The organism is Flavobacterium shii, from assembly GCF_025847235.1.
GTDB lineage: Bacteria > Bacteroidota > Bacteroidia > Flavobacteriales > Flavobacteriaceae > Flavobacterium > Flavobacterium shii.
This window is the reverse complement of the sequence record NZ_JAOZEW010000014.1, coordinates 141,898-165,853: the sequence shown is the minus strand read 5'-3', so window position 1 is coordinate 165,853 and position 23,956 is coordinate 141,898. Positions and strand designations below refer to the sequence as shown.

General features: G+C 33.0%; 19 protein-coding genes. 6 read left to right on the top strand and 13 right to left on the bottom strand.

Features of this window, described 5'->3' with window-relative positions; all coding sequences use genetic code 11:
* The first annotated feature begins 194 nt into the window (after positions 1 to 194).
* Complete coding sequence (locus tag OIU83_RS14220) at positions 195 to 2,531, top strand: ATP-dependent helicase (RefSeq protein WP_264206929.1); 2,337 nt, start codon at positions 195 to 197, stop codon at positions 2,529 to 2,531.
* A gap of 136 nt (positions 2,532 to 2,667) precedes the next feature.
* A complete protein-coding gene (locus OIU83_RS14215; RefSeq protein ID WP_264206928.1) occupies positions 2,668 to 3,288 on the top strand; it encodes an L-threonylcarbamoyladenylate synthase in 621 nt (206 codons plus the stop codon).
* Between the two features lie 314 nt (positions 3,289 to 3,602).
* Here OIU83_RS14215 and OIU83_RS14210 read toward each other — a convergent pair whose 3' ends face one another.
* The 3 genes from OIU83_RS14210 to OIU83_RS14200 are packed head-to-tail and all read right to left on the bottom strand — an operon-like array spanning position 3,603 to position 5,964.
* Positions 3,603 to 4,439 (bottom strand): OmpA/MotB family protein, encoded by an 837-nt coding sequence (locus OIU83_RS14210; RefSeq protein ID WP_264206927.1) that lies wholly within the window; start codon positions 4,437 to 4,439, stop codon positions 3,603 to 3,605.
* 36 nt (positions 4,440 to 4,475) lie between these two features.
* The gene (locus OIU83_RS14205; RefSeq protein ID WP_264206926.1) at positions 4,476 to 5,495 is read right to left on the bottom strand and encodes a glycosyltransferase family 2 protein; all 1,020 of its coding nucleotides are present in this window, start codon (positions 5,493 to 5,495) and stop codon (positions 4,476 to 4,478) included.
* A 16-nt stretch (positions 5,496 to 5,511) separates the two neighbouring features.
* Positions 5,512 to 5,964: a type I restriction enzyme HsdR N-terminal domain-containing protein gene (locus tag OIU83_RS14200; protein ID WP_264206925.1), complete on the bottom strand. Its 453-nt coding sequence runs from the start codon at positions 5,962 to 5,964 to the stop codon at positions 5,512 to 5,514.
* A gap of 94 nt (positions 5,965 to 6,058) precedes the next feature.
* Between OIU83_RS14200 and holA the strand changes: the two genes are divergently transcribed.
* From holA to ettA, 3 genes are read left to right on the top strand one after another with little or no spacing between them, the layout of a single operon-like run.
* Positions 6,059 to 7,063 carry a DNA polymerase III subunit delta gene (gene holA, locus OIU83_RS14195; protein WP_264206924.1) on the top strand — a complete coding sequence of 335 codons (1,005 nt, stop codon included), beginning with the start codon at positions 6,059 to 6,061 and terminating at the stop codon, positions 7,061 to 7,063.
* Between the two features lie 56 nt (positions 7,064 to 7,119).
* Positions 7,120 to 7,302, top strand: coding sequence for a CAL67264 family membrane protein (locus tag OIU83_RS14190; protein WP_035624132.1), 183 nt, complete (start codon positions 7,120 to 7,122; stop codon positions 7,300 to 7,302).
* Positions 7,303 to 7,336: 34 nt separating this feature from the next.
* On the top strand, positions 7,337 to 9,031 hold the full coding sequence (gene ettA, locus OIU83_RS14185) for an energy-dependent translational throttle protein EttA (RefSeq protein WP_264206923.1): 1,695 nt from the start codon (positions 7,337 to 7,339) through the stop codon (positions 9,029 to 9,031).
* Between the two features lie 415 nt (positions 9,032 to 9,446).
* On the opposite strand, the gene OIU83_RS14180 is transcribed toward ettA, so the two are convergent.
* Positions 9,447 to 9,890 carry a thiol-disulfide oxidoreductase DCC family protein gene (locus OIU83_RS14180; RefSeq protein ID WP_264206922.1) on the bottom strand — a complete coding sequence of 148 codons (444 nt, stop codon included), beginning with the start codon at positions 9,888 to 9,890 and terminating at the stop codon, positions 9,447 to 9,449.
* A gap of 506 nt (positions 9,891 to 10,396) precedes the next feature.
* Positions 10,397 to 12,562 (bottom strand): endonuclease MutS2, encoded by a 2,166-nt coding sequence (locus OIU83_RS14175; RefSeq protein WP_264206921.1) that lies wholly within the window; start codon positions 12,560 to 12,562, stop codon positions 10,397 to 10,399.
* 111 nt (positions 12,563 to 12,673) lie between these two features.
* Between OIU83_RS14175 and OIU83_RS14170 the strand changes: the two genes are divergently transcribed.
* On the top strand, positions 12,674 to 13,345 hold the full coding sequence (locus OIU83_RS14170; protein ID WP_264206920.1) for a uracil-DNA glycosylase: 672 nt from the start codon (positions 12,674 to 12,676) through the stop codon (positions 13,343 to 13,345).
* Positions 13,346 to 13,484: 139 nt separating this feature from the next.
* Here OIU83_RS14170 and OIU83_RS14165 read toward each other — a convergent pair whose 3' ends face one another.
* The 8 genes from OIU83_RS14165 to OIU83_RS14130 form a co-directional block, all read right to left on the bottom strand.
* Positions 13,485 to 13,868, bottom strand: a complete 384-nt coding sequence (locus tag OIU83_RS14165; RefSeq protein WP_264206919.1) for a DUF4258 domain-containing protein — start codon at positions 13,866 to 13,868, stop codon at positions 13,485 to 13,487.
* A 36-nt stretch (positions 13,869 to 13,904) separates the two neighbouring features.
* The gene (locus OIU83_RS14160) at positions 13,905 to 15,104 is read right to left on the bottom strand and encodes an alanine dehydrogenase (protein WP_264206918.1); all 1,200 of its coding nucleotides are present in this window, start codon (positions 15,102 to 15,104) and stop codon (positions 13,905 to 13,907) included.
* Between the two features lie 227 nt (positions 15,105 to 15,331).
* Positions 15,332 to 15,739: a tRNA (adenosine(37)-N6)-threonylcarbamoyltransferase complex ATPase subunit type 1 TsaE gene (tsaE, locus tag OIU83_RS14155; RefSeq protein ID WP_264206917.1), complete on the bottom strand. Its 408-nt coding sequence runs from the start codon at positions 15,737 to 15,739 to the stop codon at positions 15,332 to 15,334.
* Positions 15,740 to 15,814: 75 nt separating this feature from the next.
* A complete protein-coding gene (gene porX, locus OIU83_RS14150) occupies positions 15,815 to 17,368 on the bottom strand; it encodes a T9SS response regulator signal transducer PorX (RefSeq protein WP_264206916.1) in 1,554 nt (517 codons plus the stop codon).
* A 168-nt stretch (positions 17,369 to 17,536) separates the two neighbouring features.
* Positions 17,537 to 18,940, bottom strand: coding sequence for a TolC family protein (locus OIU83_RS14145; protein ID WP_264206915.1), 1,404 nt, complete (start codon positions 18,938 to 18,940; stop codon positions 17,537 to 17,539).
* Entirely contained in the window at positions 18,930 to 22,100 is a 3,171-nt protein-coding gene (locus OIU83_RS14140; protein ID WP_264206914.1) for an efflux RND transporter permease subunit, read from the bottom strand. Before OIU83_RS14140 ends, OIU83_RS14145 begins: the two co-directional genes overlap by 11 nt.
* 8 nt (positions 22,101 to 22,108) lie before the next feature.
* Positions 22,109 to 23,230, bottom strand: a complete 1,122-nt coding sequence (locus OIU83_RS14135; protein ID WP_264206913.1) for an efflux RND transporter periplasmic adaptor subunit — start codon at positions 23,228 to 23,230, stop codon at positions 22,109 to 22,111.
* Between the two features lie 17 nt (positions 23,231 to 23,247).
* Entirely contained in the window at positions 23,248 to 23,742 is a 495-nt protein-coding gene (locus OIU83_RS14130; protein WP_264206912.1) for a GbsR/MarR family transcriptional regulator, read from the bottom strand.
* Between the last annotated feature and the right edge of the window lie 214 nt (positions 23,743 to 23,956).

Below are 23,956 nucleotides of genomic sequence, written 5' to 3'. Positions count from 1 at the left end.
CAAAGATGTGTCCACACGGTAGGATAGAGGCGATATCCTCGTAGTGAAACGGAGAGATAAAGCCGAAAGCGGGAACTATGTTTAATGAAAGCCTTTTGTTGTGCTTCAAAAAAACTTAGTAACTCAGTACCTAAGCATCTTAGGAACTTTCTTTTTAAATTCTTATTTTTGCATCAATTATGGAGAAAAATTTCATGCAAAAATACATTGACCAGCTCAATGAAGCACAGAGGCAGCCTGTTTTAAAGAAAGACGGGCCAATGATTATTATTGCTGGGGCAGGTTCGGGGAAAACTCGTGTTTTAACAATTAGAATTGCTTATTTGATGGCTCAGGGTATTGATGCGTTCAATATTTTGTCGCTTACTTTTACTAATAAAGCGGCTCGTGAGATGAAACACAGGATATCTGATATTGTGGGAGCGTCGGAGGCAAAAAACCTTTGGATGGGAACTTTTCACTCGATTTTTGCACGTATTCTTCGTGCAGAATCAGATCATTTGGGATATCCGTCTAATTTTACGATTTACGATTCACAGGATTCTGCTAGATTGATTTCTTCAATCATAAAAGAAATGCAACTGGATCGTGATGTTTATAAGCCAAAGCAAATTTTAGGCCGTATCTCTAATTACAAAAACAGTTTGATTACGGTAAAAGCATATTTTAATAATCCTGAATTGGTAGAGGCTGACGCCATGGCAAAAAGACCAAGATTGGGAGAAATTTATCAGCAGTATGTAGACCGTTGTTTTAAAGCTGGTGCGATGGATTTTGATGACTTGTTGTTGAAAACCAATGAATTATTGAATCGTTTTCCTGAAGTTTTAGCGAAATATCAAAATCGTTTTCGTTATATTTTGGTTGATGAGTACCAGGATACAAACCATTCTCAGTATTTGATTGTAAGGGCTTTGTCTGATAAATTTCAGAATATATGTGTGGTAGGTGATGATGCGCAGAGTATTTATGCTTTCCGTGGAGCGAATATTAATAATATTTTGAATTTTCAGAAAGATTACGAAGGTGTAATCATGTATCGTTTAGAGCAAAATTACCGTTCAACAAAAAATATTGTTGAAGCGGCAAATACTGTAATGGAACATAATAAGACCAAACTTGATAAAGTAGTTTGGACTGCGAATGATTTTGGTGCAAAAATTAAAGTCCACAGAAGTTTAACAGATGCTGAAGAAGGACGTTTTGTGGCAAGCACAATTTTTGAACAAAAAATGCAAAATCAACTTTCTAATGGTTCTTTTGCAATTTTATACCGTACCAATGCACAATCTCGTGCAATGGAAGATGCGTTAAGAAAACGTGATATTCCGTATCGAATTTATGGTGGATTATCATTTTACCAACGTAAGGAGATCAAAGACGTTTTATGTTATTTGCGTTTGGTGATCAATCCAAAAGATGAAGAAGCATTGGTTCGTGTGATTAATTATCCGGCTCGTGGAATTGGTGATACTACGGTTGAAAAATTGACGATTGCGGCTAATCATTACAAGCGTTCGATTTGGGAAGTGATGGTGAATATTGATAAAATCGACTTGAAGCTGAATACAGGTACAAAGAATAAAATCAGGGATTTTGTAACGATGATTCAGAGTTTTCAGGTCATTGATCAAAATCAGGACGCTTTTTATATTACTGATCATGTTGCTAGAAAAACAGGATTGGTACAAGAACTTAAAAAAGATGCTACACCTGAGGGAATGGCAAAAGTTCAGAATATTGAAGAATTACTAAATGGTATAAAAGATTTTACCGAAGGTCAGAAAGAAATTGATGGAGCAAGAGGTGCATTGTCCGAGTTTATGGAAGATGTGGCACTTGCAACCGATTTGGATAAAGATACAAGTGATGAGGACAGAGTTGGCTTAATGACGATTCACCTTGCAAAAGGATTAGAATTCCCTCATGTTTTTGTTGTTGGGATGGAAGAGGATTTGTTTCCGAGTGCCATGAGTATGAGTACAAGAAGTGAACTTGAAGAGGAACGTCGTTTATTTTACGTAGCTTTAACACGCGCAGAGCATCAAGCTTATTTGACCTACGCACAATCACGTTACCGTTGGGGGAAATTAACAGACAGTGAGCCATCTCGTTTTATAGAGGAAATTGATGCGCAATATTTGGAATATTTAACTCCAGTAGAAAGTGGTTATCGTTATAAGCCAATGATTGATATTGATGTTTTTGGTGATGTTGATAAATCAAAATTACGTTTAGCAAAACCAATAGCGACAACTCCGCCTAAAACTGTTACTGGTAATGAGCCAAAAGCAGATTTAAATATTCGTAAATTAAAACCTGTATCAAGTAATCCAAATAGCGGAAGTGCACCAAATTTATTTGATAATAAATTAACCATTGGTAATGTTGTGATGCATGAACGTTTTGGTAAAGGTGAGGTTGTGAATTTAGATGGAGTAGGAGCAGATAAAAAAGCCGAGATTCGATTTGAAGTTGGTGGACTTAAAAAATTATTGCTTCGTTTTGCCAAGCTGGATGTAATTGGGTAGAGGATAGAAGAGGAAAGAGGATAGAAGAGGAAAGAGGATAGAAGAGGAAAGAGGATAGAAGAGGAAAGAGGATATGTGGACTAATTGAAGAATCTTTTGAATTTTAAACAAAATAAACTTTAAAACTAAATTGTAAATGGCAGAATTTATTAAAATATACCCAGATAAACCTAATGAGGCTGCTATTGCAAAAGTAGTCAAGGTTTTAAAAAACGGAGGTTTGATTATTTATCCTACCGATACTGTCTATGGTTTGGGCTGTGATATTACAAATTCACGTGCGCTTGAGCGTATCGCAAAAATAAAAGGAGTAAAACTTGAGAAAGCAAACTTTTCATTTATTTGTCATGATTTGAGTAATTTGTCGGATTATGTTCGACAAATAGATACATCGACTTTTAAGATATTAAAGAGGGCGTTACCAGGACCGTATACTTTTATTCTACCAGGAAATAATAATTTACCAAAGGAGTTTAAAAAGAAAACTACAGTCGGAATCCGTGTTCCTGACAATTCAATCGCATTAGAAATTGTACGTCAATTAGGAAATCCTATTGTTTCTACATCTATTCGTGATGAAGATGATGTTATCGAGTATACAACCGATCCGGAGCTTATTTTTGAGAAATGGCAAAATTTGGTAGACATGGTTATCGATGGCGGTTACGGAGATAATGTAGGATCTACAATAATAGATCTATCAGATAATGAGCCAATTATAATCAGAGAAGGAAAAGGGAGTTTAGATATTTTGTAAAAACCCATTTCTTTTTGATTAGTCATTAAAAAAATTAAGGATACATAAAAGCAGGTCAATTGACCTGCTTTTTCTGTTTTCATGGTGTATGTATATGTAAATCTTCATCGCTTAGAAGTATAGCAAATTTTACAAGATAAAATCTTCAACTCCGCTCAAGGAGATACACTATATTTTTTTGTTAGGCATAGTTGAGTGTAAGCCTAATTAAACGAGCAAAATAATGCAAAAAAAAGCCAGTGAAAATTTTCACTGGCTTTTTAATTTTATTCGGAATCGTTATTACTGCGATTCAATAATCTTCAATAATCGGATTATTTACCTGATTGTTTTTTCATTTCTTTTTCAACCATATCATAGAATTGGTCAATTTTAGGCATTACAACAATACGAGTTCTTCTGTTACGCGCTTTGTTTTCAGGTGTGTCATTTGCAACTAATGGTACATAAGAACTTCTACCTGCAGCAATTAATTTTGCTGGATTAACGCCAAGGTCATCTGTTAATACACGAACTATAGATGTAGAACGTTTAACACTTAAATCCCAGTTGTCTAACAAAATTCCGTTGCTTTTGTAAGGAACGTTATCTGTGTGACCTTCAACCATACACTCAAAATCTGGTTTGTCATTTACTACTTTAGCAACTTTAGCCAAAACTGTTTTAGCTTTATCAGTTACATCATAGCTACCACTTTTAAATAATAATTTGTCAGCGATAGAAATAAATACAACTCCTTTTTCAACATTAATTTCAATGTCTGGATCGTTAATACCAACAGCTCCTTTTAAACTAGTAACCAAAGCAAGTGTAACACTATCTTTTTTAGTTAAAGCATCTTGAAGTCTAGATATTTTTAAGTCTTTTTCTTTTAGGCTCTCTAAAGATTTCTCTAGATTTTCAGCTCCTTTAGAAGTAAGCATTGTTAAGTCTTTAGAACTATTTATTAAATTCTGATTGTGGTCTTTTAAACTAGCAACTGTAGCAGTTAATCCAGCTCTTTCTTCTAAACAAGAATTTAATTTTACAGTACAAGAATTTAGTAAATCTTGAGTTTCTTTGTTTTTAGCTTCTAAGTCAGCATATTTCTTTTTAGAAACACACGAAGATAGTACCATTAATGCTGTTAGAGCGATAAATATTTTTCTCATAAAAAATAAAATTTAATTAGACTTTTGATTACAAAGTTAAGGGTTATTAATTTGATTATTGTTAAAGATATCTTTAAATACGTGGATTTTCTTCACATAGTACAGGAAAACGATACTTTTAATCATATAGTATTCCTGCGTTTGAAAATTACTTCTTTTTTTATAATATTTTGAAAAAAGACTATAAAAAGAAAAATGGGCTTGTAAAATTGCCCAAGTATGATTGAACTTTCCTTGCGTTAAAAATCGTATACCTGCGATACCATCTAGAATCATTCTAACAAAAAGGATGCCATAAAAACCTCGTTTTGGCAAATTTTTAGTAAGCATTAATAATGAGTTCCTAAAGTTCAAGTAGGTCTTCCTAGGGTTGCTTTGTTGTAATGTTGCTCCACCTACGTGATACACAATAGATTGTGAATTGTATTTGATTGTGTGGCCAAGATTAATTGCACGCCAACATAGATCTATTTCTTCCTGATGCGCAAAAAAAACTTCATCAAAACCTTTTAAATTTTTAAAAATAGTACTCCTTATAAAGAAACATGCACCCGAAGCCCAAAATAATTCACAGTTATCATCGTATTGTTTGTTGTCTTTTTCGATAGTTTCGAAAATACGCCCTCTACAAAAAGGATATCCGTATTTATCAATGAATCCACCAGCAGCACCTGCATACTCAAAGTGTGATTTATTTTTATAATCTAAAATTTTCGGCTGAATGATAGCTGTTTTTGGTTCTTTTGCGAAAGTATCCAAAATTGGTTGCAACCAGTTTTCTGTAACTTCGATATCCGAATTGATTAAAGCATAGATTTCGGCATCTATATGTTGCAGTGCTTCATTATATCCGTGGGCAAATCCATAATTACCAGCATTCACTACAATTTTCACGGTAGGAAAATGCTCTTTTACATATGTAATTGAAGCATCTGTCGAAGCATTATCTGCTACATATATAGTTGCTTCAGGTGAAAAATTCACTACCGATAGTAAAAACTGTTCTAATAATTTTACTCCATTCCAATTTAAAATGACTACTGCTATTTTATCCAAGTGTATTGTGTTTTATTTATGTTAGAGAATTATAATTGGGTAATTCCCTTAGAAATTCGTATTTTTCATTTTCAAAATCCATTTGACAGAAATAATGATTTAATCCATTGGTAACTGTCAAAAATTGTGCCTTCATTGTCATATTATAACGAGCTATCTGATCAAAAGTTGCTTGCGAAATCTTCACTTCCGGAGCTTTGCATTCTACCAATATATATATAGTGCCGTCTGGGTTATATACTACAATATCGTACCGTTTACGCAACCCGTTGACTTTTAAAACCTTCTCTACATTGATCAATGATTTTGGATATTTTTTCTCCATCATCAAGAACTGAACAACATGTTGGCGAACCCATTCCTCTGGAGTAAGAATGATAAATTTTTTCCTGATTTCATCAAAAATAGACACTTTATTTTCGCTATTTTTGAATCGAAATATATAAGAGGGAAAATTTAGTTTTTGCATGAAGCAAAAATATAAAATAGTTTTAGGTTTCAGGTTTAAAGTTTCAAGATATTGAAACAACAACCTTAAACATTAAACTTGTAACAATAAAGAAATGGATGAAGTTATAAAAATTGTTAATGATATCAAAGCTGGGAATATCAAGCCTATCTATTTCCTGATGGGAGAGGAGCCTTATTATATTGACAAATTAGCCGAGTATATAGAGAAAAACGTTTTATCTGAAGAAGAAAAAGGTTTTAATCAAACGGTTTTATACGGTCGTGATGTAACTGTAGATGATGTGGTTTCGGCTGCAAAACGTTATCCTATGATGGCCGATCGTCAGGTTATTATTGTAAAAGAAGCACAAGATTTATCAAGAACAATCGATAAACTTGAGGCTTATGCAGGGAATCCAATGGAAACAACGGTTTTGGTATTTTGTTACAAGTATAAAACACTTGATAAACGTAAAAAAGTGACTAAATTATTAGGTCAAAAAGGGCTCGTTTATGAAAGTAAGAAGTTATACGAAAACCAAGTAGGCGACTGGATCAAAAGAGTTTTGTCGGGGAAAGGATATTCTATCGAACCAAAAGCCAATGCAATGTTGGTTGAGTTTTTGGGTACAGATTTAAGTAAAATCAATAATGAATTAGAAAAATTGCAGATAATTTTGCCAAAAGGAACTGCAATTTCACCTACACATATAGAGGAAAATATCGGTTTTAGTAAAGATTATAATGTTTTTGAGTTACGTAAAGCAATTGGAGAACGTGATCAGGTTAAAGCATATAAAATTGCCGAGAACTTTGCGCATAACCCTAAAGATTATCCGCTAGTTATGACGACAGGCTTAATTTTTGGTTTCTTTATTCAGTTATTAAAATACCATGGATTAAAGGATAAAAACCCGAAAAATGTGGCAACAGCAATTGGTGTAAATCCTTATTTTTTAAAAGAATATGATTTAGCCATAAAAAACTATCCAATGAGAAAAGTAAGTCAGGTAGTTTCTTCATTACGTGATATTGATTTAAAAAGTAAAGGTGTAGGAGCCAATGCATTACCGCAATCTGATTTATTAAAAGAAATGCTATATAAAATATTTAATTAAGCGACTAAAATTACCGATATTTGTAAGCTTATATAATATAAAACAATACCGTGATTATGGGGATGAATAAAAACACAATCTTAGGATGGGCAACTTTTATAATGGTAATAATGGGATTTCTCCTAATAGGACTTGGCATTTTTAGATATAGAGATGTTTCAGGTTGGGGATTTGCCGCAACAGGAGTAGGTTTTTTAGCCAACGCATGGGTTTTTAATGCTTTAAAAGGAAGAGTTTAAACAAGATAAATAATAAAATTTAAAATAAATAAGAATGTCAGACGATAAGAAAGTAATTTTCTCCATGTCAAAATTGAGTAAAACATACTCAAGTAGTGACAAGCAAGTGCTAAAGAATATCTATTTAAGCTTTTTTTACGGAGCAAAAATTGGTATTTTAGGTTTAAATGGTTCAGGAAAATCTTCGCTTTTGAAGATTATTGCTGGTGTTGATAAAAATTACCAAGGAGATGTAGTTTTTGCTCCAGGATATACAGTTGGTTATTTAGAACAAGAACCACAATTAGATGATGAAAAAACAGTTATTGAAATTGTACGTGAAGGAGTAGCCGAAACGATGGCAGTTCTAGAAGAATACAATAAAATCAACGACTTATTTGGTCTTCCGGAAAACTATGAAGATGCCGATAAAATGGAGAAGTTAATGGATCGTCAGGCTGCTTTGCAAGATAAAATTGATGCATTAGGAGCTTGGGAAATCGATACAAAACTAGAAATTGCAATGGATGCGTTACGTACCCCAGACGGAGATACGCCAATTAAAAACCTTTCAGGAGGAGAGCGTCGTCGTGTTGCATTATGTCGTTTATTATTACAACAGCCTGATGTATTATTACTTGATGAGCCTACCAACCACTTAGATGCTGAGTCGGTACTTTGGTTAGAGCAACACTTAGCACAATATGCAGGTACTGTAATTGCTGTAACACACGATAGATATTTCCTTGATAATGTTGCAGGTTGGATTCTTGAGTTAGATAGAGGAGAAGGTATTCCGTGGAAAGGAAATTATTCTTCTTGGTTGGATCAAAAATCTAGCAGAATGGCACTTGAAGAAAAAGTGGCTTCAAAACGTCGTAAAAACTTAGAGCGTGAGCTTGACTGGGTTCGTCAGGGAGCAAAAGGACGTCAGACAAAACAAAAAGCACGTTTACAGAATTACGACAAATTATTAAACGAAGATCAAAAACAACTAGATGAAAATCTAGAAATCTATATCCCGAACGGTCCACGTTTAGGAACAAATGTTATCGAAGCTAAAAATGTAGCCAAAGCATTTGGAGATAAATTATTGTATGATAATTTAAACTTTACTTTGCCACAAGCTGGAATTGTTGGTATCATCGGACCAAACGGTGCTGGTAAATCGACTATCTTTAGAATGATTATGGGCGAAGAAAAGCCAGATAGCGGAGAATTTGCTATAGGAGAAACTGTAAAAATTGCTTATGTAGATCAGGCGCACTCAAATATTGACCCTAACAAATCTATCTGGGAGAATTTCTGCGATGGTCAGGAATTAATCATGATGGGTGGACGTCAGGTAAACTCTCGTGCTTACTTAAGTCGTTTTAACTTTGGCGGAAGCGATCAAAATAAAAAAGTTTCAACATTATCAGGTGGTGAGCGTAACCGTTTACACCTTGCGATGACATTAAAAGAAGAAGGAAACGTGCTTTTATTAGATGAGCCTACGAACGATTTGGATATAAATACACTTCGTGCACTAGAAGAAGGTTTGGAGAATTTTGCTGGTTGTGCTGTAGTTATCTCTCACGATAGATGGTTCTTAGATAGGATTTGTACACACATCTTGGCTTTCGAAGGAAACTCAGAAGTATATTATTTCGAAGGAGGATTCTCAGAATACGAAGAAAACAAAAAGAAACGTTTAGGTGGAGATTTAACTCCAAAACGTCTGAAATACAGAAAATTAATAAGAAGCTAGTATTCTGATCAATTACAAGAAAGCCTCAAATTAAATTATTTGAGGCTTTTTTTATATAGAAAATGTAGTTTTTTTTAGGAGCTATTTCCTGCTATTCACTACAATCTTTTTGGTTTTAAAGAAAAATCTAAAAGGATTTCCGTTTCTATCAGGGCTAGGATTAAAGTTTTCAGTCACAGTTTCAGTCACAGTTTTCAGATTGTAATTTCTTCTTCATTCAAAAATGATAAAACTCTGTCGAATCTAGATTTAGCGTAAAGTAAAATCTCCCAAATCAGCTAAATCTGTGTGAGTAAAAAAAAATAATTTCCACAATCTCTCCTTGATTTGAAAAAGACAAGATTAGATTAAACCAAAATTTAGTCTAAGATAAAATCTGCTCAAATCTGTAAAATCTGTGTGAAGAAAAGTTGCCTTACAAAAATTTAGCTTTTAATTCTGGAGTAGGAATCATACAGCTTTCTTTCTTACCATACCACTTATATCTATTCTTGGCAATATAATTATATAGTGGATCTCTCAAAAAAACAGGAATTATTTTAAAAACAGAAAACCAACTCCATAAAACTCCCAGATTTTCAGCAATTGCAATTGCTGCTCCCGATTTGTAATAATAAGCAACACCAGGTTCGTAAAATATAATGCTATCGACTTTGGTATTATCAACTCCTATATGTTTACAAATTTCTTTTCCAATATCAGATTGCAAAGCAGCAAAACGAAAAACATCTTTTTTATCATGCTTAATAATAAACTGCACCGCCGAATCGCATAAGTTACAAACTCCATCAAAGAGAATTATTTTTTTGTTCTCGGCTGTAATTGCGAGGAACGAAGCGATTCCGTTTTGTGTATCCATTTTTATTATCTAAAACTAGTTATGTTTTTTTTACTTAACCCTAATTTATGTTAGTGTGATTGCTTCGTTGCTCGCAATGACTTTGAGTTTTATTCCGTCATTACCCCAACATATACAACCGTTTGATATTTATTTGTAATGGCGTAAAAAAAACCTGGTTTCATCTTTTCTTATTTATAAAGTCATTGTGAGGAACAAAGTAATCTTGATATTTACCGGTAAAACAAAAGTGGATGAGATTGCTTTGTTCTTCGCAATGACACAGATTGCGATTTTTTTACAATTGAAAAGTTATTTCTTTATTATTGGTTTATTCTATCGAAATTAAGTATTTCATAAATTTAATAAATCAAAACCGACTTTCATAAATAGCTTTTAATACATTTTTTTAAATATTCCAGCTCACTAATCATCTTTTTGTAGATGTTTGTCTAAATCGCTTTATTTGATTTTTAGCTTAATTTTCATGTTTTAGAAACTGAAAATTACGACTGAAGACTGAAAACTTATTTTTTTCCAGCTTCTACAAATTCCAATTCATCCAAACTTACTTTCGAAGTAAAGACACCATAATTTACAGTAGCTTTATTTTTTTCGATGGCGTCAATACTTCCTATAGATCTTCCATCAATCATTCGTACTCTGTCACCAACTTTTAAAGTTACTTTAGGTTTTTCGATAACAGCTTTTAATTTTTTTTCTTTTTTCTCTTTTCGAATTTCTTCAACCTGAACTGTTACTTCGGCAATAACTTCTTTTTTCTTTTCGGTAATTGCTTTAGCTTCTTTAGGAGTTGCTTTTTTACGTTTAGAATTTTCAATTTCAATAATCTTCAAAAATTCACCTATCAGTTCTTTTTTGTTTTTATTGTTAAAATACTTTTCAGAAATATCTTCAATCTTTTGTCCAATATAAATTGTCTTCTGATTGCTATCATATAATTCCTGATAGCTTTCGAGTTTTTGTTTTATCTTGACATTTATATTTTCCATTTTATTACTCTCGGCACGGGCTCTAGTTTCTTCCTCTTTTAAGTTCAAAGAAGTTTTTTCTAATTTCGACCGTTCTTTCTGAAGTGTTGCAATGGTTTTATCAAAACGAACTTTTCCAATTTCGATTTTCTTTTTCGCACGATTAATTAAACCAAACGGAATTCCGTTTTTCAAAGCAACTTCAAATGTAAACGAACTTCCTGCTTGTCCAAGAACCAGTTTATACATTGGTTCTAAAGATTTTTCATCAAACAGCATATTGGCATTTGTTGCAAAAGGCAATTCGTTAGCCAAAATTTTAAGATTAGAATAATGCGTAGTTATGATTCCGAAAGCTTCACGATGATAAAATTCTTCTAAGAAAATTTCAGCTAAAGCTCCTCCTAATTCAGGATCCGAACCAGTTCCAAATTCATCAATCAAAAACATAGTTTTACTATTGCATTTTTTTAGGAAATAGTTCATGTTTTTTAATCTATAACTATATGTACTCAAGTGATTCTCGATAGATTGATTATCGCCAATATCGGTTAAGATTCTATCAAATAAGAAAGTTTCACTACGCTCATGTACAGGAATCAGCATCCCGGATTGTAGCATTAACTGTAGTAATCCAACAGTTTTTAACGAAATTGTTTTTCCTCCGGCATTTGGTCCTGAGATAACAATAATTCTATTATCTTGTTTTAATTCAATAGTTTGTGGATGCGTAATCTCATTTTTCTGTTTGTTATTTAAATATAAAATGGGATGAAAAGCATCTCTAAAATACAAACGACGTTCCTCTGTAATTGTTGGTAAAATACCATTTATCTTATTAGCATATTTTGCTTTGGCAGCAATGACGTCAATATCACTTAAAAATGCTTGGTAATCAATAAGCAAAGATAAATACGGACGAATAGCATTTGATAATTGTTTTAAAATACGGGTAATTTCTTCTTTTTCCTCATATTCCAAATTGCTTAATTCTCTGGAGTATTTTAAAGTAGTTTCAGGTTCAATATAGGCGATACTTCCTGTTTTTGAACTTCCTAAAATTGAGCCTTTTACTTTACGACGATACATTGCCAAAACGGCTAAAACACGACGGTTTTGTACAAAGCTTTCCTTAATATCATCAAGATAACCTAAACTATTGTATTGCGTTAAAGCCACACCAAAACTTTGGTTTACTTTTCCACGAATTAAATTCATGTCACGTCGAATGTTAGATAACTCAGGCGAAGCATTATCTTTTATTTCTCCATATTTATCTACGACAACATCTACTTGCGAAATGATTTCTTTGGTAAATTCTACTTGGGAAGCTCTAGTATTTAGATTAGGATAATAATCATCGAATTTTTTAAAGTAATTCAATAAAAAATTAACCGTTGATGATAATGTAGCTATTTTTCTGAAACTTCCAACTTCGAGGAAGCTGTCTTCGATTGCAAGAAATTTTATTTCATATGTAATCGCGTCAAAACCATGATTTGGTATTGCATTGTTATTTTGGAAAGATGAAACATACTCTGATGTTTGCATTAGGGACTGCATCAAAGTTTCTTTATCTCTATAAGGCACTATTTCTAAAGCTTTTTGCTTGCCTATATCAGTATTACAAATGTCCGAAATAGTTTCGAGCACTGTAGGGAATTGTAAATCTTGTAATGTTTTATCAGTAATTGATATCATATTATATCGTAAGTTGTAAAGCTTCAAAGTTACAAAGTTTTGAAACTAAATAGTAGTATTAATTGGTACTTTGCAAAAAACTTTGCTTAATTTGTAGTAAAATTTAATGAAATGAAAATTAACCTCAATCCAGATTGGCAAGCGGTATTATCAGATGAAATAGGAAAACCTTATTTTAATGATCTGATAATATCTTTAGAAGAAGAATATAATAATCAAACTTGCTTTCCGCCACAAGACTTAATTTTTTCAGCATTCAATCATTGTGCTTTTAAAGATGTAAAAGTTGTGATTATTGGTCAAGACCCATATCATGGAGCAGGAGAGGCCAATGGATTAAGCTTTTCGGTAAATGATAATGTAAAAATTCCTCCTTCGCTCCGCAATATTTTTAGAGAATTAAATACTGATTTTGATTCTGTTTTTATGCCAACTTCAGGTAATCTGGAATCTTGGGCAAATCAGGGTGTTTTACTTCTAAACGCCTCTTTAACGGTTCGGAAAGATACACCAAATAGTCATAAACATCTAAAATGGAACTTATTTACAGATGCTGTAATTCAGGCTGTTTCTGATAAAAAAGAGAATGTAGTATTCTTATTATGGGGCGCTTTTGCTAAAAAGAAAGGGCTTAAAATTGACCGTAAAAAACATTTTGTTTTAGAATCCGGACATCCATCACCAATGAGCGCTAATCAAGGAAAATGGTTCGGAAATAAACATTTTAGTAAAATAAATGAATTTTTAAAATCAAAAGAAATTCCCGAAATTAAATGGTTGTAATTATATACCACTTAGCGTAAGTATAAAAGGTAAACACGAATTTTAACGGTAACTTAGTTTGTTAAATTAATTCCAGAAACTAATTTGTGCTAATTCGTGAAATTCGTGTTTAATTTTTTTTATATAATATATGGTAGCTCTAATTAGCTGGTTTTTTCTCTATAGTTTCCAGAACAGCTTTTCCTGGATAATTGATTACTTTTAGTATTACTTCTTGATTTTTCAAGGTTTTACCTTCTATAATGTATAATTTTCCTTTTTTGTAGTCAATATTACTTTTGTCAAAATCTACATCACCAAATTGTAATGTGTTCTTGATGTCAAGAGTATCAATCCATTTTTCTGCCAAAACTTTAGATGCATCATCGGAATAATGAAATGGTTTATTTCTTAAGTCATTCAAAACTCTTGCATTTGGAAAATAGTTACAACGTGTGTCTTTACCACTAAATACAAGGGCTACAAAAAAACATCCCATAACCAGACCAACTAAATAATATGCAAAACGGTGTACAAACTTCATGAATTCTATTTTTGGCAAAGGTAAACTAAAGTTGTCTTAAAAAACAAGTAAATTAATGTCATTATCAGGTAAATCGAACCATTCGGCTATAGCTTTATTAGTTAAAATACCATGATACATATAAATACCATTTTTAAGACCTTTATTGCATCTAATAGCACTTTCCAATCCGCCATCTTCTGCCATTTGTAATAAATAAGGAGTAATAATATTGCTGATAGAAAGTGAAGCTGTTTTTGAATATCGGGATGGAATATTAGGTACGCAATAATGTAAAACATTGCTTTTTATAAAAGTTGGTTTTTCATGCGTAGTAACTTCCGAAGTCTCAAAACATCCTCCCGTATCAATACTTACATCCACGATTACGGCACCTTTTTTCATATGCTCAACCATAGTTTCGGTAACAACAATTGGACAACGTTCTTTACCTCTCATGGCGCCAATAGCTACATCACAGCGTCTTAATGCTTTTAATAATGCTTTGGGTTGTATTGTAGATGTAAAAATACGTTGGTTAAGATTGTTTTGTAAACGACGTAGTTTGGTAATAGAATTATCAAAAACCTTTACACTTGCACCAAGACCAATCGCAGTTTTGGCAGCAAATTCACCAACAGTACCTGCTCCTAGAATTACAACATCGGTAGGTGGAACTCCTGTTATATTTCCAAATAACAATCCTTTACCAATCTCATCAGTAATCATTAATTCGGCAGCAATAAGTATTGATGCTGTTCCTGCAATTTCGCTTAATGATTTCACGGCAGGATAAGAGCCATCTTCATCTTTTATGTATTCAAATGCTAATGCTGTAATCTTTTTTTGTACCAAAGCTTCAAAATAAGCTTTTTTCTTGGTCTTTAACTGAATCGCAGATATAAGAATCGTTTCCGGATTCATTAACTTAATTTCTGCAATAGTTGGCGGTTCTACTTTTAATAACAACGGGCAGCCAAAAACACGTTTGGTATCTTTGGTTACTTCTGCACCGGCATCACTATATTCTTTGTCGGTATAACTTGAACTTTCTCCAGCTCCGGATTCTATCATTACCCTATGTCCTTGATAGGTAAGAGAATTTACTGCATCGGGAGTTAGGCAAATACGACGCTCCTGATAACTTGTTTCCTTAGGAATTCCAATGAAAAGTTCTCTTTTGTATCTGCCAATTTCAAGTTTTTCCTCTTGAGGCAATAATTCTTGTTTCGTAAATGGAGTTATCGTTATTGACATTGTTTGTGCAAAATTTAGAGTACAAATTACGTAAAAAGTTTTTAATAAAACAGTATTTTATAGGCTAATACACATTCCCGAAAGAACTATTGCTTTACCTTTAAATCTAATTCAAAATGCATAATTGGCGAAAATGTTTAACACATAGAAACAAATTTTTTATAAAAGAAAATATAAAGAAATCTATGCTTCTATGTGCTGGATAATTATACACAACTGGTTTAAAATTAAACTAGTTTTAGCAAACGTTTTCCATCAGGCAATAATTCAATTGTAATAATAGAATGTTGCTCTGGAATTAAACTTGGGATTTTCTCCGACCATTCAATAAAACACCAATTACCAGAATAGAGATAATCATCAACACCCATATCTAACGCTTCAGTTTCATGGTTTAATCTATAAAAATCAAAATGATAAACTATCTGGTTATCATTTGTTTGGTATTCATTAACTAAAGAAAAGGTTGGACTACTTGTTGCGTCTTCTATTCCTAAATCCTTACACAATTGTTTTATTAACGTTGTTTTTCCAGCGCCCATTTCTCCGTTAAAAAGGATAATCTTATTGGGATTTTGTGCTAAAATTTGTTGTGCAACTTCCTGAATTTGGTCTAACGAAAAGGTAACTTCCATTTTGATTTTTATAATATTTTTTAAACTTAATTCTTATTTATTTCTAGTGTGAACAGAGACTGAATACTTTGTCTTTTACTTTGGATTAAATATCATGAATGGAATAATCATTTCTTCTAATGAAATTCCTCCATGCTGATATGTGTTTTTATAATAACTTACATAATGGTTGTAATTATTTACGTAAGCTAAAAACAAATCATTTTTCGCAAAAATAAACGAACTACTCATATTTATGGTAGGTAAACCAACTTTTTTAGGTTCTTTTACAACATACACATCTTTTTGCTCGTAGGTTAAACTACGTCCTGTTTTGTAACGAAGGTTAAGGCTGGTGTTTTTATCACCCACAACTTTCGATGGATTCTTCACATTGATTGTTCCGTGATCGGTTGTAAGGATCAGTTTAAAACCTAAGTTTTGAGCTTGCTGGATAATCTCTAATAGGGGAGAATTTTTGAACCAGCTCAATGTAAGTGATCGGTATGCTTTATCATCTGATGCTAATTCTTTTACAACATCAAGCTCTGTCTTGGCATGCGATAACATATCTACAAAGTTGTAAACTACTGTAACAAGGTCATTATTTTTTAAAGCTTTGAAATTTTCTGCTAGTTTTTTACCACTCGCTAAATTCGTAATTTTAAAATAATCTTCTTTTATATTTAATCCTAAACGTTTTAATTGCGCGCTTAAAAACTCAGCTTCATATAAATTTTTACCACCATCTTCTACATCATTTTTCCAATATTCAGGAAATTGTTTTTCCATTTCAATTGGTAATAAACCAGAGAATATGGCGTTTCTTGCGTATTGTGTTGCAGTGGGAAGTATAGAAAAATACGGAACTTCTTTTTCCAATTTGTAATAATTACCAACTACAGTTTCAAATGATTTCCATTGATCGTAGCGTAAATTATCAATTACAACAAACAGAATTGGTTTATCTTTTTTCTTAATTTCCGGAACTACCAGCTCTTTAAATAATGTATGTGATAGAATCGGTTTATCTGCTTTTGGTGCAAACCAATCTTCATAATTACGTTCGATATATTTTCCGAATTGAGAATTGGCTTCTACTTTTTGAGATTCTAAAATTTGAATCATCCCCTGATCATTGATATTCTCAAGTTCCAGTTCCCAAAAAACAAGTTTTTTATACAACTCAATCCAGTCATCATATGAATTTACCATTGCCATTTCCATCGCAATTTTTCTAAATTCTTTCTGATAATCTAGTGTAGTTTTTTCAGAAATTAATCTGGAATGATCGAGGTTTTTCTTTAAGCTTAATAAAATCTGATTTGGATTTACAGGTTTTATTAAATAATCGGCTATTTTAGATCCGATCGCATCTTCCATTATATATTCTTCCTCGCTTTTGGTAATCATTACCATCGGAATAGTAGATTTTTTTTCTTTCATTTCCGAAAGTGTTTCTAATCCGCTCATTCCAGGCATATTTTCGTCAAGAAAAACAATGTCAAAATTATTTTCTTCGAAAATTGTAATTGCATCAAGACCATTATTACAGGTCGTTACTTCGTAATTTTTTTTCTCTAAAAAGAGTATGTGTGGCTTTAATAGATCGATCTCATCATCAACCCAAAGTATTTTTATCTTATCCATATTACATTGCTATTCAAAAGTGTTAAATCTAAGTGCCAATTTACTTCTTTTTAAAACGGCTATTTATTAATATTATGATAATTTTTACTATGAAAAATAAAAACCACTGAATATAAAAATACACAGTGGTTTAAATTGAAAATTAATAAGTAACCTGATTATGAAATTTTACTTCCATCCGCCGCCAAGAGCTCTATACAATTGAATAACGGAATTGTATTGTTCGTATTTATCTACGATTAATGCCAGCTCTGTATTTAACGCATCATTTTTTGCGGTAAGTACTTCCAGATAATTTGCTAAACCATATTTCAATAGTTCATCAGAGTAATCTGTGGCAATCGTTAAAGCGTCAACTTGTTTCTGACGAATAATAATCTTATTTGCTTGAATATCATATCTTGCTAAAGCATCCGAAACTTCTTTTCCTGCAGTAAGTAAAGACTGCTCAAATTGTATGTAAGCTATTTCCTGATTTACTTTGGCAATCTCGAATTTTGTCTTTATCTGGCGTTGATTAAAAATAGGCTGTGTTAATCCAGTTACGATATTAGCAAAAACAGAATTTGCACTAAACCATTCTTTTAAATCAATACTTTGAAGTCCGCCTGTAGCAGTAATTTTAAAAGTAGGATAGAAATTACTTCTAGCTACATTTGTTTGTTCAAAATTAGAGATTAAGTTATACTCTGCAGCAATTACATCTGGCCTGTTACGCAATAAAGTTGCAGAAACACCGAATGTAATAGTTGGCTGTAGTGGTTGATCTTCAAAAGTGCTTCTTTCAATTTTACCAGATGGCTGCCCCAAAAGGATACTCATTGTATTTTCAAGAAGAATTGCTGTTGCTTTTAAATCGGCAATAATAATTTCTGTCGCATATTTCTGAGCTTCGGTTTGTTTTACAGCTACTTCGGTTACGTTTCCTGCATCTTTTAAAGCAATAATTGTTTCGATACTTTCGGTTCTATTTACTAATGTTTTTTCAGCCACTCTAATTTGAGCATCTGTAGACATTAATTGGTAATAAGTATCTGTAATATTGGCGATTAATTGTGTTTTAACAGCTTGATTTGCAGCAGTAGTTTGTAAGAACACAGCATTTGTAGCACGCGCATTACTTCTTATTTTCCCCCAAATATCAGCTTCCCAACCAAAAGTCCCAGTTACTTGATATTGATCTGTACTGCGGTTTTGAAGCAAGGCTCCAAATTGGCTATTTCTAGATAACTCTTGGTGGGTCCAATCAGTACCTACAGATAGAGTAGGAAAGTACCCAGACTTGCCTTGTTTCATTGAAGCCTGAGCCGCAACGATATTTTGCATTGCAATTCGGATATCGAGATTATTCTCTAGCCCTTTTCTAATATAACCTTGCAAAATAGGATCTGTGAAAACTTTGTCCCAAGAGAGATCTGCTAATGAGGTACTGTCTTTAGAAACAATTTGGGTACGGTATAAGTTTTCTGTTTTTATATCCTTTGGTCTTTCGTATTCTTTTGCAACGAAGCAGGATTGCATAACAGTTGCCACAATGACAACTGTTACTATTCTATATATCTTATTTTTCATTTTCTTCGTCTAAAAGTATAATATCTGATTCTTTCTCAGTAAATGGTTTTCCAGAGATTCTTTCTTGCAGGCTTTGGAAAATAATGAACAATATTGGAATTACAAATACTCCAAAAACTGTCCCTATCAACATTCCACCTACAGCTCCCATACCGATTGAACGGTTACCTACAGCACCAACTCCTGAAGCTAAAGCCAATGGCATTAAACCAAAGATAAAAGCAAGAGAGGTCATTAAAATAGGACGTAAACGTGCTTTTGCACCTTCTATCGCAGCTTGTGTTAAATCCATTCCGTGTCGTCGCCTTTGTATAGCAAACTCGACTATCAGAATGGCATTCTTCGCCAGTAGTCCTATAAGCATTATCAGGGCTACCTGGAAGTAAATGTTATTTTCTAATCCAGCTAATTTTACAAATCCAATAGCTCCGGCAATACCTACAGGTAATGAAAGTAATACTGATAATGGAACTAAGTAACTTTCGTATTGCGCACTTAATAAGAAATATACAAATATTAAACTCAATAAGAACACTCCGGCAGCCTGACTTCCGGCAAGGATTTCCTCACGCGTCATTCCTGAGAATTCATAACTGTATGTTTTTGGTAAATGCTGAGCAGCAACTTCCTGAATTGCTTTGATTGCATCTCCAGAACTATATCCAGGTTTTGCTTTACCATTTACGTTTACAGCTTTTAGCATGTTAAAACGTGCAACAGCTTCTGGTCCATAAATTCTTTTGAAATCAACAAACTGATTTATTGCCACTTGCTGTCCAGCAGCGTTTTTTACATAAATAGAATTAATCGATTCAAGATTTGCTCTGTCTGATGGTTTTGCCTGAATCATTACACGGTATTGTTTACCGAATTTATTGAAATCGGTAGTATATAATCCTCCATAATATCCTTGCATTGTATTAAAAATAGCCGATATTGAAACTCCTGCGTTTTTAGCTCTTTCGACATTAATATCCATTTGATATTGTGGGAAAGTAGGGTTAAAGTTGGTAACTGCGTACTGAATTTCAGGTCTTTTCATTAATTCACCCAAGAATTCATTACTTACTTTACTTACTGTCGTCCAGTCATCATCTCCTTTATCCTGAATTTTTAATTCAAAACCATCCGCAGATCCAAAACCTTGTACACTCGGAGGTGTAAAGAATAGAGCTTTAGCATCTTTAAAATGCGCTGTTTTGGCAAACAATTGACCAACAACAGCATCTACAGATTGGTTGGCTTCTTTACGGTATTTCCAATCTTTTAATTGGATTACTGTAAATGCATACGAACCACCATTTACACTATTTAATAAACTAAAACCAACAACACTCATTCTAGACTGAACAATGTCCATTCCTCCTAAAATAGAATCCAATTCATTAACGGCCAATTGCGTTTTCTCCAAAGTTGTTCCTGGAGGAAGCGTTAAATCCGCCATGATAATTCCTCTATCCTCATTAGGAATAAATCCTGAAGGTGTAGTTTGGAATAAAAATATTGTAATAGCAGAGAATACGACTAATCCAGTTATTGCAATCCATTTTTTTCTTGCTAAGAATCCAAGAGACTTAACATATTTATTGTTCATTCTATCAAAACTTGTATTGAAAGCAATGAAGAATCTGTCTTTGAAATTTTTCTTATGATGATCTGAATCTTCATGAGGTTTTAAGAACAAAGCACATAAGGCCGGACTTAAAGTTAATGCATTTACTGCCGAAATCAAGATCGCAATTGCTAATGTAATTGCAAATTGTTGGTAGAATACACCCGATGGACCACTTAAGAATGATACAGGGATAAATACTGCAGCCATTACTAATGTAATAGAAATAATCGCTCCGGTGATTTCACTCATGGCAGAAATAGTAGCTTCTTTTCCAGATTTGGCACCTTCATCAAGTTTGGCATGTACTGCCTCGACGACGACAATTGCATCATCGACCACAATACCAATAGCTAGAATCATTGCAAACAATGTTAACATATTGATCGAGAATCCGAATACCTGGAGGAAGAAGAACGTTCCTATAATTGCTACAGGAACTGCTATTGCAGGAATCAATGTAGAACGGAAATCTTGTAGAAATAAAAATACTACAATAAATACCAATATAAAAGCTTCAATTAATGTTGAAATTACTTTTTCTATAGAAGCATCAAGGAATGTTTTAGTGTTATAAGGAATTACATAATCTACTCCTTTTGGGAAGTCAGGTTTTGCATCGTCCAAAATATTTACAACTTCAGTAATAATGTCTTGTGCGTTTGAACCAGAAGTTTGAAATATACCAACGGCAACACCTTGTTTACCCATTGCCATATTCTTGTTTCCGTAATTAAATGCACCTAATTCTACAGTTGCAACATCTTTAAGGTGAACAAAGTTTCCATTTCCTGTAGATTTTATGACAATATTGTCATAATCTGAAATTTCAGATAAACGTCCTTTGTATTTAATTACATACTCGTAAATACCATCGGCGTTTTCTCCAAATTTACCTGGAGCCGCCTCAACGTTTTGTTCTTGTAAAGCCGCCTGAATATCCGCAGGTGCTACATTGTAAGCAGCCATTTTTTCTGGATTAATCCAGATTCTCATAGAGTAATCTTTGGCTCCAAAAACATTTACTTGACCAACACCTTTAACACGTTGTAGTTTTGGTACAAGGTTAATTTTGGCGTAATTCTGAATATATGTTTCATCGAAATCTTTATTGTTCGAATATAAAGCAAAGAACATTAAAGCACTAGTCTGGCTTTTTAGGGTTGTAACCCCAGTTTGCACAACAGCTTGTGGCAATTTACTTGTAGCACGAGAAACTCTGTTTTGAACGTTTACCGCAGCAATATCCGGGTTAATTCCAAGTTCAAAATAAACAGATATTTTGGCAGAACCATCATTGGCAGCAGAAGAAGTCATGTATGTCATTCCTTCTACACCGTTGATTTCTTCTTCCAAAGGAATCACGACACTATTTAATACAGTCTCAGCATTTGCTCCAGTATATGTTGCAGTTACCTGAACGGTTGGCGGTGCAATTTCGGGGTATTGTTCTACGGGTAATGACATCAATCCTAAAACACCCAAAATGGTGATTAAGATAGATATTACCGTCGAGAGAACTGGTCTTTCTATAAAAGTTTTTAACATCTTGTATATTATTTTTTAGCAGTAGTATTTTTTGTTTCTGCAGTTTCATTAGCTGCATCTTTAGCTTGCTGTGGCGTAATTTCCATGTCATCTTTTAATTTAGATGCTCCTTCTACTACTACAACATCTCCAGCTTTAAGACCTGCTGTTACAATGAAATTCAAGTCTGAAGTTCCATTGGTCTCAATGATTGTTGATTTTACTTTGTTTCCTTTTTCTACAACATAAATTGTTTGTTTTCCTTGTACTTCAAAAACTGCATTTTGAGGAACAAGAATTACATCTTTTTGTTCTATAGGTAAACGTATAATTCCTGTACTACCACTTCTTAAGATACCTTGAGGATTATTAAAATCTGCTCTAAATTGTGTGTTTCCAGTTGCAGGATCTACTAAACCATTCATTGTAGCGATCTTTCCTTTTTGATCGTATATAGTATTATCTACCAAAACCAAAGAAACAAGAGGTGCTGATTTTAATTTTTCGGCAGTAGTTGCACCTTTAAATGTCTTATTAAAGAACAATAATTGCTTTTCGTTCATTGAGAAATAAGCACGAACAATTTTCGTGTCAGATACTGTAGTTAAAGGCATTTCGCTAGTTGCACTAACTAAGCTTCCTTCTCTAAAAGGCAAACCACCAATAACACCGCTTACTGGAGAAACGATTGTTCCGTATCCAATATTTGCTGCAATACTACCATAATTACTTTTGACTTGAGCCAATTTAGCTTTGGCAGTTTCTAATTGAACAATACTAATGATTTTTCTATCAACTAGTGGTTTTAATCTGTCAACTTCCACTTGTGCTGCCTGAACAGCCGCTTTTGCAGCAGATGCATCCTGATTTAATGTTTGAGTTTCAAGTTTAAAAAGCAATTGTCCTTTTTTTACAACCTGACCTTCATCGACATAAATCTTTTGGATATACCCATTTACTTTAGGGCGTATTTCTACATTTTGTTGGCCTTGAAGATTTGCGCTATATTCTTGATATACTACTGCATCTTGTACCGAAATTGTTTTAACAGGAAAGGGAGCTGGACCTTGTGGTGGAGCTTGCTCTTCCTTTTTTTTACATGACGCAAAAACCAGCATGATTGCTATTAGGGAGAATGTAATATTCTTCATTTGTATTTAAATTTGATTTATGATTTATTAACTTTTTCTATTTCTATAAACTCTGTAATTGTTTCTTGCAGTAATTCTTCGACTTTTATAACATGACTTTTATATGCTTTGGCGTGTTCGAGATTAATTCTTTCCTCCGAACTATCCATTGTTTTTTCTCTGTAAGAAATCATTTTATCGATTATTTTCTTCTCGAATTCTAGAATTTTTAAATAATTTGCAAATCGTTCACTAAACGGAGATGGTCTAAAATATTTTTTTCGATCACCATGTAAAGTGTAATAATCTATCTTTCCTAATTTTAAAAGGAAATTCAAGTTTGTTGAAACTGAGCTTTTACTAGCGCCTACTTTCTCAACTATTTGTTCAAAGGTTAACCCCGATTTACAAGCTTCGACGATTAATAATCCCAAAATTCTAGAACAAAGTGGAGGCAAGTTATACACTGATTCGAAATGAATACCGAATAACTCTATAAGTTCTTCTCTTTCCTTTTGTGTATTAGTATCCATGATTTTTTTTACAAAGATAAAATTGGTTCGCAATTTACCGAACTAAACGAACTTAAAGTTGTGTTAATTGTTTGTTACCGAAAAAAAAGCGTAATATTGTCTTTTCGATGTACTAATTTAAAGAATTATGATAACATTACATCATAAAAACTTTATTTGTTTGCTTTTTTGGATAAAATGTAAAACAGAACAAGTCGTATTTTAGTTATATTTG

Bases quoted from the DNA above. Each gene is read 5' to 3' on its own strand.
- OIU83_RS14220 (WP_264206929.1), top strand. From the start codon at position 195: ATGCAAAAATACATTGACCAGCTCAATGAAGCACAGAGGCAGCCTGTT.
- OIU83_RS14215 (WP_264206928.1), top strand. From the start codon at position 2,668: ATGGCAGAATTTATTAAAATATACCCAGATAAACCTAATGAGGCTGCT.
- OIU83_RS14210 (WP_264206927.1), bottom strand. From the start codon at position 4,439: ATGAGAAAAATATTTATCGCTCTAACAGCATTAATGGTACTATCTTCG.
- OIU83_RS14200 (WP_264206925.1), bottom strand. From the start codon at position 5,964: ATGCAAAAACTAAATTTTCCCTCTTATATATTTCGATTCAAAAATAGC.
- holA (WP_264206924.1), top strand. From the start codon at position 6,059: ATGGATGAAGTTATAAAAATTGTTAATGATATCAAAGCTGGGAATATC.
- OIU83_RS14190 (WP_035624132.1), top strand. From the start codon at position 7,120: ATGGGGATGAATAAAAACACAATCTTAGGATGGGCAACTTTTATAATG.
- ettA (WP_264206923.1), top strand. From the start codon at position 7,337: ATGTCAGACGATAAGAAAGTAATTTTCTCCATGTCAAAATTGAGTAAA.
- OIU83_RS14180 (WP_264206922.1), bottom strand. From the start codon at position 9,890: ATGGATACACAAAACGGAATCGCTTCGTTCCTCGCAATTACAGCCGAG.
- OIU83_RS14175 (WP_264206921.1), bottom strand. From the start codon at position 12,562: ATGATATCAATTACTGATAAAACATTACAAGATTTACAATTCCCTACA.
- OIU83_RS14170 (WP_264206920.1), top strand. From the start codon at position 12,674: ATGAAAATTAACCTCAATCCAGATTGGCAAGCGGTATTATCAGATGAA.
- OIU83_RS14165 (WP_264206919.1), bottom strand. From the start codon at position 13,868: ATGAAGTTTGTACACCGTTTTGCATATTATTTAGTTGGTCTGGTTATG.
- OIU83_RS14160 (WP_264206918.1), bottom strand. From the start codon at position 15,104: ATGTCAATAACGATAACTCCATTTACGAAACAAGAATTATTGCCTCAA.
- tsaE (WP_264206917.1), bottom strand. From the start codon at position 15,739: ATGGAAGTTACCTTTTCGTTAGACCAAATTCAGGAAGTTGCACAACAA.
- porX (WP_264206916.1), bottom strand. From the start codon at position 17,368: ATGGATAAGATAAAAATACTTTGGGTTGATGATGAGATCGATCTATTA.
- OIU83_RS14145 (WP_264206915.1), bottom strand. From the start codon at position 18,940: ATGAAAAATAAGATATATAGAATAGTAACAGTTGTCATTGTGGCAACT.
- OIU83_RS14140 (WP_264206914.1), bottom strand. From the start codon at position 22,100: ATGTTAAAAACTTTTATAGAAAGACCAGTTCTCTCGACGGTAATATCT.
- OIU83_RS14135 (WP_264206913.1), bottom strand. From the start codon at position 23,230: ATGAAGAATATTACATTCTCCCTAATAGCAATCATGCTGGTTTTTGCG.
- OIU83_RS14130 (WP_264206912.1), bottom strand. From the start codon at position 23,742: ATGGATACTAATACACAAAAGGAAAGAGAAGAACTTATAGAGTTATTC.